The organism is Streptomyces sparsogenes (assembly GCF_001704635.1).
GTDB lineage: Bacteria > Actinomycetota > Actinomycetes > Streptomycetales > Streptomycetaceae > Streptomyces > Streptomyces sparsogenes.
The window spans coordinates 1-15,115 of sequence record NZ_MAXF01000040.1; the positions used below are offsets into that span (position 1 = coordinate 1).

The 15,115-nt window shown below is 72.9% G+C and carries 13 protein-coding genes and 1 pseudogene; 5 read left to right on the plus strand and 9 right to left on the minus strand.

Features of this window, described 5'->3' with window-relative positions:
* Positions 1 to 196: 196 nt before the first annotated feature.
* Entirely contained in the window at positions 197 to 670 is a 474-nt protein-coding gene (locus BBH68_RS09595) for a GNAT family N-acetyltransferase (protein ID WP_065960736.1), read from the minus strand.
* A gap of 143 nt (positions 671 to 813) precedes the next feature.
* Here BBH68_RS09595 and rocD point away from each other — a divergent pair, with 143 nt between their 5' ends.
* The gene (gene rocD, locus BBH68_RS09600; RefSeq protein WP_065960720.1) at positions 814 to 2,040 is read left to right on the plus strand and encodes an ornithine--oxo-acid transaminase; all 1,227 of its coding nucleotides are present in this window, start codon (positions 814 to 816) and stop codon (positions 2,038 to 2,040) included.
* 173 nt (positions 2,041 to 2,213) lie between these two features.
* Here the strand turns inward: rocD and BBH68_RS09605 are convergent, their stop codons facing one another.
* From BBH68_RS09605 to BBH68_RS09615, 3 genes are all read right to left on the minus strand, one after another.
* The gene (locus BBH68_RS09605; protein WP_065960722.1) at positions 2,214 to 3,401 is read right to left on the minus strand and encodes a glutathionylspermidine synthase family protein; all 1,188 of its coding nucleotides are present in this window, start codon (positions 3,399 to 3,401) and stop codon (positions 2,214 to 2,216) included.
* A gap of 32 nt (positions 3,402 to 3,433) precedes the next feature.
* Positions 3,434 to 3,808 (minus strand): hypothetical protein, encoded by a 375-nt coding sequence (locus BBH68_RS09610; RefSeq protein WP_065960724.1) that lies wholly within the window; start codon positions 3,806 to 3,808, stop codon positions 3,434 to 3,436.
* Positions 3,809 to 3,900: 92 nt separating this feature from the next.
* Positions 3,901 to 4,557, minus strand: a complete 657-nt coding sequence (locus BBH68_RS09615; RefSeq protein ID WP_065960726.1) for a TetR/AcrR family transcriptional regulator — start codon at positions 4,555 to 4,557, stop codon at positions 3,901 to 3,903.
* Between the two features lie 90 nt (positions 4,558 to 4,647).
* On the opposite strand from BBH68_RS09615, the gene BBH68_RS09620 reads away from it, so the two are divergent.
* Positions 4,648 to 5,064, plus strand: a complete 417-nt coding sequence (locus tag BBH68_RS09620; RefSeq protein ID WP_065960739.1) for a DUF4345 domain-containing protein — start codon at positions 4,648 to 4,650, stop codon at positions 5,062 to 5,064.
* Positions 5,065 to 5,117: 53 nt separating this feature from the next.
* Here the strand turns inward: BBH68_RS09620 and pdxR are convergent, their stop codons facing one another.
* Positions 5,118 to 6,677, minus strand: a complete 1,560-nt coding sequence (gene pdxR / locus BBH68_RS09625) for a MocR-like pyridoxine biosynthesis transcription factor PdxR (protein ID WP_079150896.1) — start codon at positions 6,675 to 6,677, stop codon at positions 5,118 to 5,120.
* A gap of 47 nt (positions 6,678 to 6,724) precedes the next feature.
* On the opposite strand from pdxR, the gene BBH68_RS09630 reads away from it, so the two are divergent.
* The 3 genes from BBH68_RS09630 (at position 6,725) to BBH68_RS09640 (ending at position 9,070) form a co-directional block, all read left to right on the plus strand.
* On the plus strand, positions 6,725 to 7,213 hold the full coding sequence (locus BBH68_RS09630) for a carboxymuconolactone decarboxylase family protein (protein WP_065960728.1): 489 nt from the start codon (positions 6,725 to 6,727) through the stop codon (positions 7,211 to 7,213).
* Positions 7,210 to 7,968 (plus strand): isocitrate lyase/PEP mutase family protein, encoded by a 759-nt coding sequence (locus tag BBH68_RS09635; protein ID WP_065960730.1) that lies wholly within the window; start codon positions 7,210 to 7,212, stop codon positions 7,966 to 7,968. The genes BBH68_RS09630 and BBH68_RS09635 overlap by 4 nt, the downstream gene beginning before the upstream one ends.
* A gap of 187 nt (positions 7,969 to 8,155) precedes the next feature.
* Entirely contained in the window at positions 8,156 to 9,070 is a 915-nt protein-coding gene (locus tag BBH68_RS09640) for a S1 family peptidase (RefSeq protein WP_065960732.1), read from the plus strand.
* Between the two features lie 100 nt (positions 9,071 to 9,170).
* On the opposite strand, the gene BBH68_RS09645 is transcribed toward BBH68_RS09640, so the two are convergent.
* The 4 genes and pseudogenes from BBH68_RS09645 to BBH68_RS09660 all read right to left on the minus strand — a co-directional run bounded on the left by BBH68_RS09645 (position 9,171) and on the right by BBH68_RS09660 (position 14,921).
* Positions 9,171 to 10,202, minus strand: coding sequence for an ABC transporter substrate-binding protein (locus BBH68_RS09645; protein ID WP_076972219.1), 1,032 nt, complete (start codon positions 10,200 to 10,202; stop codon positions 9,171 to 9,173).
* 2 nt (positions 10,203 to 10,204) lie between these two features.
* Positions 10,205 to 12,253, minus strand: a complete 2,049-nt coding sequence (locus BBH68_RS09650) for an ABC transporter permease (RefSeq protein ID WP_079150897.1) — start codon at positions 12,251 to 12,253, stop codon at positions 10,205 to 10,207.
* Positions 12,254 to 12,290: 37 nt separating this feature from the next.
* Positions 12,291 to 13,389, minus strand: a pseudogene (locus BBH68_RS09655) (quaternary amine ABC transporter ATP-binding protein).
* Positions 13,389 to 14,921 (minus strand): GMC family oxidoreductase, encoded by a 1,533-nt coding sequence (locus BBH68_RS09660; protein WP_065960734.1) that lies wholly within the window; start codon positions 14,919 to 14,921, stop codon positions 13,389 to 13,391. Before BBH68_RS09660 ends, BBH68_RS09655 begins: the two are co-directional and overlap by 1 nt.
* Positions 14,922 to 15,115: the final 194 nt, after the last annotated feature.

A 15,115-nucleotide genomic window follows, 5' to 3' on the forward strand; every position in this document is an offset into this window, starting at 1 on the left:
CCACGACAAGGACCCCGCGCGCCAAGCCGACTGGCAGGCCGCAGCAGAAGACCGGCTCAACTGGGGCGGAGACGTCGTCGGCGGGTGGTACCTGCGCGGGACCGGATTCGCCTCCGTCCAGGTCGTCGCCTGCAGCGCGAACCGGATCCGGCCGACCATCCCCTGCCCGATGAACTGATCATCTGGCCCGTGCGGCTCACCGCACGCGGTTCGGTGTCCAGCGGAGCGTCATGTCGGGCAGGTTCTCCATGTTGCGATCGCCGTCGTTGGTGTCGAGGACGGTGAAGCCGTGGTGCTCGTAGAAGGCGCGGGCCTCGGTGTTCTGCTGGAAGACGTGGAGGGAGAGACCGTCGGGGCTGTGCCGTCTGACCTCGTCGAGCAGGAGGGTGCCGATGCCCTGCCGCCGGGCGTCGGGGCGCAGGTAGAGGTGGTCGAGCAGGTCACCGTCGAGGGCGGCATAGCCGGTGATCTCCGTGCCGCGCACGGCGACCCAGGTGCGGCATTGCTTGAGCAGGATGTCGCGGATCCATTGGGTCACCTGCTCGTGGTCGCGCTTCTGCGGGGGCAGATAGGGCATGGTCGCCGCGCGGGAGGCCATGTGGATGCACGCGATCACGGCCGCGTCCGCCTCCTCGGCAGGTCGGATCCGGATCTTGCTGTCGTCACTCATGTCGGGAACCTCCGGGCAGATCATTTCGTGTCGGAAGTGGATCGTTCCAGTGGGGCTCCGGCGCCGCAAAGTCTCTTCGCAAACCACCCGCGCGACGATAGAAAAGAGCACAGATCAGCCCCGACACCGAACGGAGCATGACTTTGACCTCAACGGAACGCGCCATCGCCGCCGCCGAGGCCCGCAGTGCGCACAATTATCATCCGCTTCCGGTCGTCGTCGCGTCGGCGGAGGGCGCCTGGATGACCGATGTCGAGGGGAAGCGGTACCTCGACATGCTCGCCGGGTATTCGGCGCTCAACTTCGGGCACGGCAACCGGCGGCTGATCGATGCCGCGAAGGCCCAGCTGGAGCGGGTCACGCTCACCTCCCGCGCGTTCCACCACGACCGCTTCGCCGCCTTCTGCACGGAGCTGGCCGAGCTGTGCGGGATGGAGATGGTGCTGCCCATGAACACGGGGGCGGAGGCGGTGGAGACGGCGGTGAAGACCGCGCGGAAGTGGGGGTACCGGGTCAAGGGCGTCCCGGACGGCCGGGCGAAGATCATCGTGGCGGACAACAACTTCCACGGCCGGACGACGACCATCGTCAGCTTCTCCACCGACCCCGAGGCCCGGGCCGACTTCGGTCCGTACACGCCGGGCTTCGAGATCGTGCCGTACGGCGACCTGGCCGCGATGGAGGCGGCCCTGGACGCGGCCGGGGACGACGCGGTGGCGGTGCTGCTGGAGCCGATCCAGGGGGAGGCGGGGGTGCTGGTGCCGCCCGCGGGGTATCTGGCCGGGGTGCGGGAGCTGACCCGGGCGCGGAACGTGCTGTTCATCGCGGACGAGATCCAGTCCGGCCTCGGCCGCACCGGCAGGACCTTCGCCTGCGAGCACGAGGGAGTCGTGCCGGACGTCTATGTGCTGGGCAAGGCGCTCGGCGGCGGTGTGGTGCCGGTGTCGGCGGTCGTGTCCTCCCATGAGGTGCTCGGCGTGTACCGGCCGGGCGAGCACGGTTCGACCTTCGGCGGCAACCCGCTGGCCTGCGCGGTCGCGCTGGAGGTCATCGCCATACTGCGCAGCGGTGAATACCAGCAGCGGGCGACTGAGCTGGGCGAGCATCTGCACGGCGAGCTGGGGCTGCTGGTGGCGGGCCCGGGGCAGCCGGGCGGCGTGCGGGCCGTGCGGGGGCGGGGGCTGTGGGCGGGGGTGGACATCGACCCCGCGCTCGGCACCGGGCGGCAGATCTCGGAGAAGCTCATGGACCGGGGGGTGCTGGTCAAGGACACCCACGGCTCCACGATCCGGATCGCGCCGCCGCTGGTGATCAGCAAGGAGGACCTGGACTGGGGTCTTGACCAGCTGCGGGCGGTCCTGGCCGGGTGAGCGCCGCGTGATCGCCGCGTGATCGCCGCGTGCCTTTGATCGAGGGCCGTCGAGGAGCGCTCGGCGGCCCGAGGCACGGTCCGATACGCGGCCCGAGGCGCGGCCCGAGGCCCGGCCCGAGGCCCGGCCCGAGGCGCGGCCCCCTCAGAGGTCGGCGGCCCGGGCGCGGCTCCCTAGAGGATCACGTGCGGGATGAAGCGCGCGTACTCGTCGGTGACCAGGCCCGCCGACTCGCGGATGCCGAGCCCCGCCGACTCGCCCTCGACGACCCACGTGCCGAGCACCACCCGGTTGCCGTCGAAGTCGGGCAGCGGCGCCAGCTCCTGGTAGCAGCACGGCTCCTCCCGTACGACGGGCTCCGCGCCCGGCGGGTGCACCGTGACGCCCGCGCCCTCGCGGCCCAGCAGCGGCTTGGCCACGTACCCGGTGGTGCGGGCCAGCTCCCGGGGGCCGTCGAGGTAGGCGGGGAGCAGATTGGGGTGGCCGGGGAAGAGCTCCCACAGGATGGCCAGCAGCGCCTTGTTGGACAGCAGCATCTTCCAGGCGGGCTCGATCCAGAGGGTGGAGCCGGTGCCGCCGCCGTTGTCGAGCGTGTCCAGCGCGTACGGGCCGAACCGGTCGGTGGCCAGCCACTCCCAGGGGTAGAGCTTGAAGCAGGCCCGGATGAAGCGGAGCCGCTTGTCGACGAAGCGGCCGGAGAGGCGGTCCCAGCCGATGTCCTCCATCGAGATGGCCTCCGTCCGCAGCCCGGCCTGCTCGGCGGTCTCGCGCAGATACGCGACCGTCATCAGGTCCTCGCCGAGCTCGTCCCCGGCCGAGTGAGCGAAATACAGGGGCGCGCCGGGCGGCAGCAGCGGCGCCTGCTTCTTCCAGGCGTCGACCAGCCGCTCGTGCAGGGAGTTCCACTGGTCGGCGCCGGGGAAGCGGTCCTCCATCCAGAACCACTGGGCGCTGGCCGCCTCCACCAGCGAGGTGGGCGTGTCGGCGTTGTACTCCAGCAGCTTGGCCGGGCCCGGGCCGCCGTCGTAGCGCAGGTCGAACCGCCCGTAGACGCTGGGCTGTTCGGCGCGCCGACGCCAGGACTCGGCGACCAGGCCGGCCAGCCTCGGGTCGTCGAGACCCAGGTCGGAGAAGCGGTCCGCCTCGACGATGTGCTCGGCCGCGGCCAGGCACATCCGGTGCAGCTCCTCGACGACCTCTTCGAGCGCCTCGACCTCGGGCAGCGAGAACGCGTAGTAGGCGCTCTCGTCCCAGTACGGGCGCAGCGAGCCGTCGGGGTAGCGGGTGAGCGGGTAGATGACGCCCTGTTCCTCGACGGTGGACTGCCAGTCGGGGCGCGGGGTGGTGGTGTGGCGCTTCACGGTGCCGGTCGCTTCGGGTCCGGGCTGTCCGGTCAGCCGCCGCCGGAGCCGGAGCAGCCGAAGCCGCCGCGGTCCGCGGCCTTGCTCTTGTCGAAGGTGCCGTAGTCCGCCCAGCCGCTGCTGACGTCGGCGTCGTAGTACCAGTCGCCGTCGACGGTCTTGCCGCCGTTCTTCCCGCTGTTCTTGCCGCCCTTGGCGCCGCTCTTCTTGCCGGAGGAGGAGGACGAGGAGGAGTTGCAGGCGCTGGAGTCGACGACGCGATAGCCCTTGATGACGTCGTAACTGTTCCGGTCCACACAGCGTTTGTCCGGCTCGGATCCGCAGGAGGTGAGCGCGGCGGCGAGCGCGCCCATGCCGCCCAGGATCACCGTGCTGGACCGCAGCCTGCGCCGGCCCTTCTGCTCCATTGTGGTGTCTCCCCCGGTCGCTTGCCTGTCGCGCCGCAAGCCTAGAGGGCGCGCTCGCACACGTGAACGCCAGGGGAGCGCCCGGGCGGCCGCTATGCGTCGTGGTGGTCCGGCCCGCCCTGGGCCGGCGCGCCGGAGCGCTGGGGCGGCCAGTCGGGGGCGGGGTCCTCGGCGAGCAGGGGACGCAGGGCCCCGAGGACCGCGCCGACGCAGACGTCGCGCAGCTGAGTGCGGGTACAGGTCTCGTGGGTGAGCCAGTCGACGCAGAGGACCCGGACGAAGACCAGCCAGCTCTTCAGGACGCCGGACACGGCCTCGCGGGCGCTCTCGTCCGCGAGCGGGAGGACGGCCAGCAGCCGGGCACGGAGCGCGTCCAGCTCGTTCGTCATGATCGTCTGGATCACCGGGTCGCCCGCGAGGACCCGGTTCGCGGCGAGGACGGCGTGGCGGTTCGCCACGAAGTAGTCGAGGTGGACGTCCATGCCCTGGATGAGCTGCTCCAGGAGGGAGTCGGCGGGGTCGAGCCGCGTCTCGGCGAGCAGCTGGTCCGCCGCCTGCTGGTAGACGGCCGCGAAGAGGGCGTGCTTGCTGGGGAAGTGACGGTAGAGCAGGGCGCGGGAGACACCGGCCTGTTCGGCTACCTCTTCCATCAGCACATCGGCGTAGGGGTGCGCCGCGAAGAGCCGGGCGCCGACGGCGAGGAGCTGGGCGCGGCGGTCGGCGGGGCTCAGGCGCTGGCGAGGAGACACGAGCGAAGCTTAGTTGACATGAGTCTACTAACGCGCCCACTGTAGTAGACACGTGTCAACTAAGCTCCGCCACGGCGGCTCGGAGGGATGATGGCCAGAGCTCTGCGCGTCCTCACACAGCTGATGGGGTGGGCCTGCGTGCCGATCGGCCTGTTCCATGTGGCCCTCGGCAACGCGGCGATCCCCGGCGCCGGTTCCGCCGGCACGACGGTCGACAGCTGGGGCCGGTTCATGGGGGCCAGCTTCGTCGGCTACGGGCTGGCCTGGCTCTGGGCCGCGCGGCAGCGCCCGATCCCGGCTCGGGCGGTGCGGTGGCTGGCCGGCGTCTTCCTGCTGGGCGGCGTGGGCCGGCTGCTCTCGCTCGCCGCGCACGGCCGGCCGCACTGGTTCCAGATCGCGCTGACAGTGATCGAACTCGGCCTGCCGCCGGTCTTCTTCTGGCTGGCCGACGCGGAGGAGCGGACCTCGCGCGGCGATGTGAAGGCCGCCGTGCCCGCCGGGCGGTGAAGGCGTGCGCGCGCCGGTTCCGGCCGGGCCCTCGGCATCGACGGCTCAGCGGCTCACCCCGGGAGCGCGCGGCACAGCGCCTCCAGCGCGCCCGTGAAGGCGTGGTCGGGCGGGGTGCCGTAGCCGACCACCAGTGCGTCGCCCAGCTCCGCCGCGCCCAAGTCCTCCGCGCCCGGCTCGCCCGCCCCGCGCGGATCCGCGCCGTGCCGGAAGCGGGACAGTCCGTCCATCGCGAGCCCCTGCCAGGCGGCGCCCTGCACCACCGACCGCTCGGTCCCCGGCGGGAGTTGGAGCACCGCGTGCAGCCCCGCCGCGATCCCGCTGACCCGTACCCGCGGGGCGCGCTCGGCGAGCGCCGCGACCAGTTGGTCGCGGCGCCGCCGGTAGCGCAGCCGCATGCCGCGAACATGGCGGTCGTACGCCCCCGATTCGAGGAATTCGGCGAGCGTGAGCTGTTCCAGCGCGCCCGTCGGCCACTCCCCCGCGCCCTGGACGGCCAGCACCTCGTCCATGAGGTGGGCGGGGACCACCATCCAGCCCAGCCGCAGCGCCGGGGCCAGGCTCTTGCTCGACGTGCCCAGGTAGAGCACGCGCTCGGGGTCGAGCCCCTGGAGCGCCCCGACCGGGTTGCGGTCGTAGCGGAACTCCCCGTCGTAGTCGTCCTCCACCACCAGACCGCCGGCGCGGGAGGCCCAGTCGACGACGGCGGCGCGGCGGTCGGGGTGGAGCGAGACCCCGGTCGGGAACTGGTGCGCCGGGGTCAGCATGACGGTCCGTACGCCGGTGAGCCCGGCCAGCTCGTCCGTGCGGGCGCCGCGGTCGTCGACCGGCAGCGGCATGGTGCGCAGCCCGGCGCGCCGCATGAGGTCCCAGTGGAAGTTCAGCCCGTACGACTCGACGGCCACGTCCCGCTCGCCCCCGGCCCGCAACACCCTGCTGACGACGGCCAGGCCCTGTTTGAAGCCCGCGCAGACCACGATCCGCTCCGGGTCGGTCCGCACCCCCCGGGCGCGCGCCAGGTAGTCGGCGAGCGCGCGCCGCAGCTCGGGCCGGCCGGCGGGGCCGCCGTACGCGAAGGCGTCGTGCGGCGCGGCGGTCAGGGCCCGCCGGGCGGCGGAGAGCCAGGCCGCGCGGGGGAAGGACGAGACGTCGGGCGAGCCGGGCCGCAGGTCGTAGGCGGGGCGCCGGCGCGGTCCGGCGGTCGGCGGGGTGCGCGGCGGCGCGGGCTCGGGCGGCACGACGCGCCGGGCGACGCGGGTCCCCGAGCCCTGCCGGGCGGTGAGCCAGCCCTCGGCGACCAGTTCGCCGTAGGCGTCGGCGACGGTGTTACGGGCGATGCCGAGGTCCGCGGCGAGCGAGCGGGAGGAGGGCAGCCGGGTGCCGGGGGCGAGCCGGCCGCTGCGTACGGCGTCGCGCAGGGCACCGATGAGCGCCGCCCGCACCCCCGTGGTGCCGCTCCACGGCAGGTCGAGATGGAGATCGGCGCCGAGGCCGGGTGCGGGTGCGGGCCGTGTGTTCGGGGGTTCCGTGCGCGGCGGCTGCGCGCTCCGGGACCGTGAGCCCGGGGGCTGTGAGCGCGCGGGCTGCGCGGAAGTGGCCCGTGAATCCTCCATGGAAATGGACCATACCCCTGGGCTAATGGCGACCTAGTGTGGGAGCCATGACCACGAACGAGACACCCCAGCGCCCCGCGGGCACCCACCAGCACGGCCCCCGGCTGCCGCTGGCGAAGCTGGCTCCCGAGTTCTACAAGGCGATGATCGGCGTCGACGCGGCCGCCCGTAAGGGCCTCGACCCGATCCTGGTCGACCTCATCAAGATCCGCGCCTCGCAGATCAACCACTGCGCCTTCTGCGTCCACATGCACACCACGGACGCGCGCAAGGCGGGCGAGACCGAGGAGCGCATCAATCTGCTCAGCGCGTGGGAGGAGGCCGCCGACTTCTTCACCGAGAAGGAGCGGGCCGCGCTCGCGCTGACCGAGGCCGTCACCGTACTGACCGACGGCTTCGTCCCCGACGAGGTGTACGAGCGGGCCGCGGCGCACTTCGAGGAGGCCGAGCTGGCCCAGGTCATCGCGCTGATCGCGACCATCAACACCTGGAACCGCATCGGGGTCACCACCCGCATGGCCCCGGGCAGGGCATGACCGGCGCGGCGGCCCTCCGGGCCCTGCACCACGGCCGGGCCCCCGGCGACCCGCTCGTTCTCCCCGGCCCCTGGGACGCGGCCGCCGCCCGCGCCTTCGCCGCCGCGGGCTTCCCCGCGCTCGCCACGCCGAGCGCGGGGATCGCGGCCTCGCTGGGCTACCGGGACGGCGAGACCCCGGCCGGCGAGATGTTCGCGGCGGTCGCCCGGATCACCCGCGCCGTGGACGTGCCGGTGACGGCGGATGTCGAGGACGGGTACGGGCTCGCCCCCGGGGAACTCGTCGAGCGGCTGCTGGAGGCCGGCGCGGCGGGGTGCAACCTGGAGGACGGCGACCGGGCGACGGGCGGGCTCAAGGACCCGGAGCGGCACGCCGACTGGCTCGCCGAGGTGCGCGCCGCGGCGGGCGACAGCCTGGTCATCAACGCCCGGGTGGATGTGTTCCTACGCAAGGAGGCCGCGGCGCGCGGCGGCGGGGCGGAACCGGAGCGGCTGGCCGAGGAGGCCGTCGCGCGGGGGCGGCGGTACGCGGCGGCGGGCGCCGACTGCGTCTACCCGATAGCCGCTCCCCCACGGCTGCTCCCCCGGCTCGCGGCCGGCCTCGGCACCCCGCTCAACGCGCTCGCGAAGCCGGACGGCCCCTCTCCGCGCGAGCTGGGCGAGCTGGGTGCGACCCGCGTCACGTTCGGCCCCGGCCTCTTCCGCCAGGCGCTGGCGGCGGTGGAGGACATCGCCGGGCGGCTGCGCCAGGCGTAATGCCACAATCCCGGCAAGAGAAATAAGGCTCTCCCGATTTCTCGCCGCAATTCCGGCGAAGAGCGCCAACCGCATTCCCCCGGCACATAAAGCGGCATACAAAGCCGCTGGACACGTCTGCCGGGCGGGGTTATCGTGCACTCGAATTCCGCGAAAAGCGGAACAGAAATCGGGGAGCAACAACAGAATGAACAACCTTATAGGGGACCGCCGGGAGGGCGAACGCCGGAGCGGCGGACGGCGGTTGGCGCTGGTCCGTGCGGCGCTGGCGGCAGCGCTTTCCGTCGGTGCGCTGGCGGGTGCCGGGGCGGCGCAGGCCGAGGAAAATCCCTCGACTCCGACCCCCAGGATTATCGGCGGCCATGACGCCACCGAAAACTACTCGTTCATCGTTTCCCTGCAGAAGGAAAGGAACGGGGACCCGGACGGTCACCGTTGCACCGGAGCGCTCATCCGCAAGGACTGGGTCGTGACCGCAGCCCACTGCGTGACCACGGCGGGCACCGATTCGGCCCCGTTCACGGTCATGGACCCGGCGCTGTTCCACGTCCGGGTGGGCTCCGGCGACCGGACCACCGGCGGCACCGTCGCCAAGGTCAAGCGGATCGAGGTCGCCCCCCAGTACCAGGCGCGCGACGACCGCTCCGAGGGCTACGACGTGGCTCTCCTTCAGCTCGACACCGCGCTGGCCAACAAGCCGGTCCCGCTCGCACCCACCTCGACCAAGGCGGGCACCCCGGTCCGGCAGCTCGGCTGGGGCTACACCGCGACCGCCGATGTCGGCGACCCGACCAAGCTCCCGGTGAAGCTCCAGGAGCTCGACACCAAGGTGATCGATCCCAGCACGGAGAAGTGCCGGGTGGACTCCACGGGGGACGACTCGTGGGGCATCCGCGAGGGCGATGTGTGCACGGACAACCCGCAGGACACCTACGGTCCGTGCGGCGGTGACTCCGGTTCGCCGCTGCTGAAGAAGGTCTACGGCCGCTGGCAGCTGGTCGGCGTGGACAGCCGCGGCGTCGGTGAGATCTGCGGGTCCACCCCCGACATCTACACCGACCTCCACTACCACCGCTCCTGGCTGTACAGCGTCATCGGCTGACGTTCCAGAGCGCAAAGGCGGCCGCGCCCCGGTCCGGGAACCGCCCCGGGCCGGGGCGCGGCCGCGTCAGGCCCGCGCCTCGCTCAAGTCCGCGGCCGCGTCAGGGCAGCCACTTCCTCCAGACGCCCGGGTGCTCCTTGACCCACTTCTCCGCCGCGTCCTGCGCGGAGAGCCCGTCCGAGGCGATCATCTCGGCGACCTCGTTCTGGTCCTCCTTGGTCCAGCGGAACTTCTTCAGGAACGCCGCCGCCTTCCCGCCCTCTCGGGCGAAGTCCGCGTTGAGGTACTTCCGCAGCGGGGTGGTCGGATAGGCGCAGTCGATCGACTCGGGGTCCTTCTCCCCCTTCGCGGCGCACGCGTCCGTGTACGCGGGCAGCTTCACCTCGACCATCGGCACCTGGTTGAACAGCCACTGCGGCTGGTACCAGTACGTCAGGAACGGCTTCTTCTCCTTCGCGAACTGCTTGATCTGGGTGATCTGCGCCGCCTCCGAACCCGCGAAGACCACCTGGTAGTCCAGGCCCAGATTCCTCACCAGCGCCTTGTCGTTGGTGACATACGACGGCGAGCCGTCCAAGAGCTGGCCCTTGCCCCCGCTTTCGGCCGTGCGGAACGTCTTGGCGTACTTGTCGAGGTTCTTCCAGTTCGTGACGTCCGGGTGGGCGTCGGCGAAGTACTTGGGGACGAACCACCCGATGTGGCCGGTGACGCCCAGCTCCCCGCCGGGCGCGATCGTCTTCTTCTCCTTGACGTAGCGCCGCTCCTGCTCCGGATGGCCCCAGTCCTCCAGGATGGCGTCCACCCGCCCCTGGCTGAGCGCGTCCCAGGCGGGGACCTCGTCGACCTGGACGGTCTCGACGTGATAGCCCAGTTCGTGGTCGAGAAGGTACTCGGCGACCGCGACATTGGCCTGCGCGCCCACCCAGGACTGCACGGAGAGGGTGACGCTCTTGGTGCCGCCGACGTTCGCGTACGGCGAGGACTGCTTGGTCATGTCCGCCGCGCCGCAGCCGGTCGCGGTGAGCAGGGCGGTGACCCCGGCGGCGGCCGTCAGCAACCGGGCGCGGATACGACGCGGGGCACGGATACGACGCGGGGCGCGGACGCGACGCCGGGCGTGGGTACGAGCCATGGTCAGGCCCCCTTCCCCGGGCGGCGCGCCGTCGGCTGCGTCACCCGGTCGAGCATCAGGCCCAGGCACACGATCGCCGCCCCCGCCACCAGACCCGTCGCCAGGTCGCCCTGGGCCAGGCCGAAGACCACGTCGTAGCCGAGCGCCCCGGAGCCGACCAGGCCGCCGATGATGACGACCGCCAGCACCAGCACCACGCCCTGGTTGACGGCGAGCAGCAGCGCCGGGCGGGCGAGCGGGAGCTGGACCTGGCGCAGTTGCTGGCCGCGGGTGGCGCCCAGGGAGCGGGCCGACTCCAGCGCGGCCGGGTCGACGCCCCGCAGGCCCTGGGTGGTGATGCGGACGACGGCGGGCAGGGCGTAGACGATGGCCGCGGCCGCCGCCGGGGCCCGTCCGACGCCGAACAGCGCGACCACCGGGATCAGATACACGAACTGCGGCATGGTCTGGCAGATGTCCAGCACCGGGCGCAGCAGCCGCTCCAGGCGCGGCGAGCGGGCCGCCGCAATGCCGGTCGTGAAGCCGAGGACGAGCGTCACGGCGACGGCGGCAAGCACCTGCGAGAGGGTGTCCATGGCCGGGTCCCACACGCCGAGCACACCGATCGCGGCCAGGGCCAGGACGGCGGTCAGGGCGGTTCCCCAGGTGCCGATCAGCCAGGCCGCCGCCGCGACGATCAGCAGCAGGGACCACCAGGGGAGGCCCTGGAGCGCGCCGCGGAGCGGGTCGAGCACCCAGGTGACGTAGCCGGACGCCCAGTCGGCGGTGCCGCCGACCACCGGCACCCCGGAGTAGAGGTGGTCGACCATCCACTCCTTGGCGGTGTTGACGGGTTCGGCGATGGCGAGGGTCCAGCCCTCCGGCCAGTCGGCCGATCCGGCGGCCCGCCCGGCGAGCGCCACGGCGGCGGTGCCGGCCGCCACCCCCGCCCAGGCGTACCAGCCGCGCAGCCACCGCGGGCCCGCGTCGCGGTCGGTGCCCAGGCGCAGCCCCGCGGCGGCGGTGGTGCGGTCCAGGACGACGGCGAGCAGCACGATCGGGATGCCGGCCGCCAGCGCCTTGCCCACGTCGACGGCCGACAGCGCCTGGTAGACGCGGTCGCCGAGCCCCGCGCCGCCGATGACGGAGGCGATCACGGCCATCGACAGCGCCATCATGATCGTCTGGTTGAGGCCGAGCAGCAGCTCCTTGCGGGCCAGCGGCAGCCGGGCCGAGAGCAGCCGCTGCCGCCCGGTGGCGCCGAGCGAGGCCACGGCCTCCATCACCCCGGCGTCCGCCTCGCGCAGCCCGAGCGCGGTCAGCCGGGCCATGGGCGGGGCCGCGTAGATGACGGTGGCCAGCACCGCGCCGGGCACGCCGATGCCGAAGACCAGCACCACGGGCAGCAGATACGCGAAGGCGGGCAGCACCTGCATGGTGTCGAGCACCGGCCGCAGCGCCCGGTACATGCGCTCCGAGAGCCCGCCCGCCAGCCCGAGCAGCACCCCGATGGCCACCGAGGCGGCGACGGCCACGGCCATCAGCGCCAAGGTCTGCATGGTCGGCAGCCACATCCCCAGCAGCCCGCACAGCGCGAACGACACGGCGGCGAGGGCCGCGACCCGCGCCCCGGCCACCCGCCAGGCCAGCAGGGCCGCGGCGGCGGTGACCCCGGCCCAGCCGAGGGCCAGCAGGGTCAGGTAGACGGCGCGGACGGAGACGATGACCGCGTTGCTGATGTGGCCGAAGAAGTAGAGGAAGAGGGGGTGGTGGTCGCGGTTGTCGATGATCCAGTCGCTCGCCCGGTCCAGCGGCCCCGACACATCGACGGTCAGCGCGCCCGGCCAGCTGCCGCTGGGCCAGCGGGTGGCGGCCAGCGGCACCAGCACGGCGGCGAGGAGGGCGAGCACCGCGAGCTTGCGCACGGCCGGACGGCCGGCCAGGGCGCGCAGCCCGCCCGGGCCCCGGTCCGCCGCGGTCTGGGAGACGCCGGAGGGGCCGGAAGGGGGACCGGCGGAGGGGCCGGACGCGGGGTCGGTGGCGGGGGCGGGGCTGGTGGTCGCGGCGGTCATACGCGCCTCCGGGTGCCGGCGAGGGGTATGCGCGTGATCACGCCGGTGCCCCCTTCACCCGCAGGCCGGCCACCACCGCGAGCAGCCGCTGGTGGTCGACGACCCCGAGCAGCCGCGGGCCGTCCATGATCCGGGCCGGGCCGCCGGAGCGGGCGACGGCCTCGATGGCGGCGGCGATGGTGGCGTCGGGCGCGAGCGCCGGGCCGCTGTCCCGCTCGCCGTCCTCGGGCGCGCGCAGCGCGTTGCGCACGGTCAGCACCTGCTCGCGCGGCACATCGCGGACGAAGTCCCGTACATAGTCGTCGGCCGGGGAGCCGACGATCTCCTCAGGGGTGCCCAGCTGCACGATGCCGCCATCGCGCATCAGCGCGATGCGGTCGCCGAGCCGCAGGGCCTCGCTCAGGTCGTGGGTGATGAAGACCATCGTGCGGCCCTCGTCGCGGTGCAGCCGGATCACCTCCTCCTGCATGTCGCGCCGGATCAGCGGGTCCAGCGCGCTGAACGGTTCGTCGAAGAGCAGCACTTCGGGGTCGGCGGCGAGCGCGCGGGCCAGGCCGACGCGCTGCTGCTGGCCGCCGCTGGCCGGGGCGGCGGTGCTCCAGGCCGGTGAGCCCGACCTTGGCGACCATCTCGGCGGCCTTGGCGCGGCGCTCCGCCTTGCGCACGCCCTGGATCTCCAGGCCGTAGGCGACGTTGTCGAGCACGGAGCGGTGCGGCAGCAGCCCGAAGTGCTGGAAGACCATGGCGGCCCGGTGCCGGCGCAGCTCGCGCAGCCGCGCCTTGTCCATGGCCAGCACGTCCTCCCCGTCGATGTGGAGGGTGCCGGAGGTGGGCTCGATCAGCCGGGTCAGACAGCGGACGAGAGTGGACTTGCCCGAGCCGGACAGGCCCATGACGACGAAGACCTCCCCCGGTCGCACGTCGAAGGACACATCGCGGACGGCGGCCGTGCAGCCCGTACGGCGGCGCAGCTCCTCGGCGGGCAGGTCGGCGGCGGGCGAGCCGGGGACGCGGTCGGCCTTGGGTCCGAAGACCTTCCACAGGCCGCGCACGGAGAACACCGACGCCGCCGTCCCGTCCGCGCCGGGCGCGGAGGCGGGGGTGGGGGTCGGGGGCCTGGTCTCGATCGCGGTCATCACGCCTCACCTCCGGCGACGAGCAACTCCGCGCACTTCTCGCCGACCATCAGCACCCCGATCATCGGGTTGACGGCGGGCATGGTCGGGAAGACGGACGCGTCGGCGATCCGGATGCCCTCCAGGCCCCGGATCCTCAGGTCCGGGCCGACGACGGCCAGGTCGTCGGAGACCGCGCCCATCCGGCAGGTGCCCGCCGGGTGGTAGACGGTGTGCGCGACCTTGCGGGCGTACTCGCTGAGCTGCTCGTCGGAGGTGACCTCGGGCCCGGGGCACACCTCGCGCTTCAGCCAGCCGGCCAGCGGATCGGTCTTCGCGACCTCGCGCGCGATGCGGATGCCGTCGACGAGGGTGCGGCCGTCGTAGTCCTCCTCGTCCGTGAAGTAGCGGAAGTCCAGGGCCGGTTTCACGGATGGGTCGGCGCTGGTGAGGTAGAGGCGGCCGCGGCTGCGGGGCTTGGGGATGTTCGGGGTCATCGACACGCCGTGCTCGGGCTTTTCGTAGCCCAGCCGCTCGGGGTGGTCGGTGAACGGGATCTGGTAGAAGTGGAACATCAGGTCGGGGCCCTGCGCGTCGGGGTCGCGCCGGACGAACAGGCCCGCGTCGGAATCCATCGCCGAGTTCTCGGGGATCGGGCCGTCCGTCTCCCAGACGATCACCGATTCGGGGTGGTCGAGCAGGTTCTCGCCGACGCCCGGCAGATCGTGCACGACGGGGATGCCGAGCGCCTCCAGATCGCGCCGCGGCCCGATGCCGGAGTGCAGCAGCAGCCGCGGGGTGTCGACGGCGCCCGCGCACACCAGCACCTCGCGCCCCGCCTCGACCAGCAGCTCCGCGCCGTCCTTGGTGCGCACCCGCACGCCGGTCGCCCGGCCGGACTCGTCCACCTCGATCCGGTACGCCCAGGTCTCCAGCATGAGGTGGAGGTTGGGCCGGTCCAGGAACGGGTGCAGATAGGCGACGGAGGCGGAGGACCGCTTGTTGTCCTCCGGGTGGTAGGCGAGGTCGAAGAAGCCGACGCCCTCGTGGAACGGCTCCTTGTTGAACCCCTCGACGCGCGGCACGCCGAGCGCCGCCTGCGCGGCCTCGACGAAGTCGCGGGCGATGGCGTTCCGGTCCTTCTCGTCGACCGGCACGATGTTGTTGCGCAGCCGCGCGAAGTACGGGTCCATGGACGCGGCGTCCCAGCCGTCCGCGCCCGCCTTCACCCACTCGTCCCAGTCGCCCGGCAGCGGCTTGAAGGAGATGAGCGTGTTGTGCGAGGAGCAGCCGCCGAGCACCCGGGCGCGGCTGTGCCGGATGTGTGAATTGCCGCGTGGCTGCTCCGTGGTGGGGTAGTCGTAGTCCAGCTCGCCACCGAGCAGGCCGAGCCAGCGGCGCAGGGTCAGCACCTCGGGCCGGTCGACGTCGGACGGCCCGCCCTCGATGACGGCGACGCGGACGTCCGGGTCCTCGGTGAGCCGGGAGGCGATCACCGACCCCGCGGTGCCGCCGCCGATGACGACATAGTCGAATGCGACAGGTACGGACATGATGGCAACTCCTCGCGAACCCGGGTGGGGCCCGGGTGTGGGGGACGTACGTACGGGGTGGGGGCGTACGGGTGAGGGGTTTACGGGGTGAGGCGCTGTACGGGGCCGGGATGAACGGGGTGAGGGAGCGACGGGGCGGGGGTGAACGGGGTGAGGGAGCGACGGGGCGGGGGTGCGGGGTGTAGGGGGTGTGG

Coding starts and splice junctions, on each gene's coding strand:
- BBH68_RS09635 (WP_065960730.1), top strand. CDS start 7,210: ATGACCGGCGCGGCGGCCCTCCGGGCCCTGCACCACGGCCGGGCCCCC.
- BBH68_RS09595 (WP_065960736.1), bottom strand. CDS start 670: ATGAGTGACGACAGCAAGATCCGGATCCGACCTGCCGAGGAGGCGGAC.
- BBH68_RS09640 (WP_065960732.1), top strand. CDS start 8,156: ATGAACAACCTTATAGGGGACCGCCGGGAGGGCGAACGCCGGAGCGGC.
- BBH68_RS09610 (WP_065960724.1), bottom strand. CDS start 3,808: ATGGAGCAGAAGGGCCGGCGCAGGCTGCGGTCCAGCACGGTGATCCTG.
- BBH68_RS09630 (WP_065960728.1), top strand. CDS start 6,725: ATGACCACGAACGAGACACCCCAGCGCCCCGCGGGCACCCACCAGCAC.
- BBH68_RS09660 (WP_065960734.1), bottom strand. CDS start 14,921: ATGTCCGTACCTGTCGCATTCGACTATGTCGTCATCGGCGGCGGCACC.
- pdxR (WP_079150896.1), bottom strand. CDS start 6,677: ATGGAGGATTCACGGGCCACTTCCGCGCAGCCCGCGCGCTCACAGCCC.
- BBH68_RS09645 (WP_076972219.1), bottom strand. CDS start 10,202: ATGGCTCGTACCCACGCCCGGCGTCGCGTCCGCGCCCCGCGTCGTATC.
- BBH68_RS09650 (WP_079150897.1), bottom strand. CDS start 12,253: ATGACCGCCGCGACCACCAGCCCCGCCCCCGCCACCGACCCCGCGTCC.
- BBH68_RS09620 (WP_065960739.1), top strand. CDS start 4,648: ATGGCCAGAGCTCTGCGCGTCCTCACACAGCTGATGGGGTGGGCCTGC.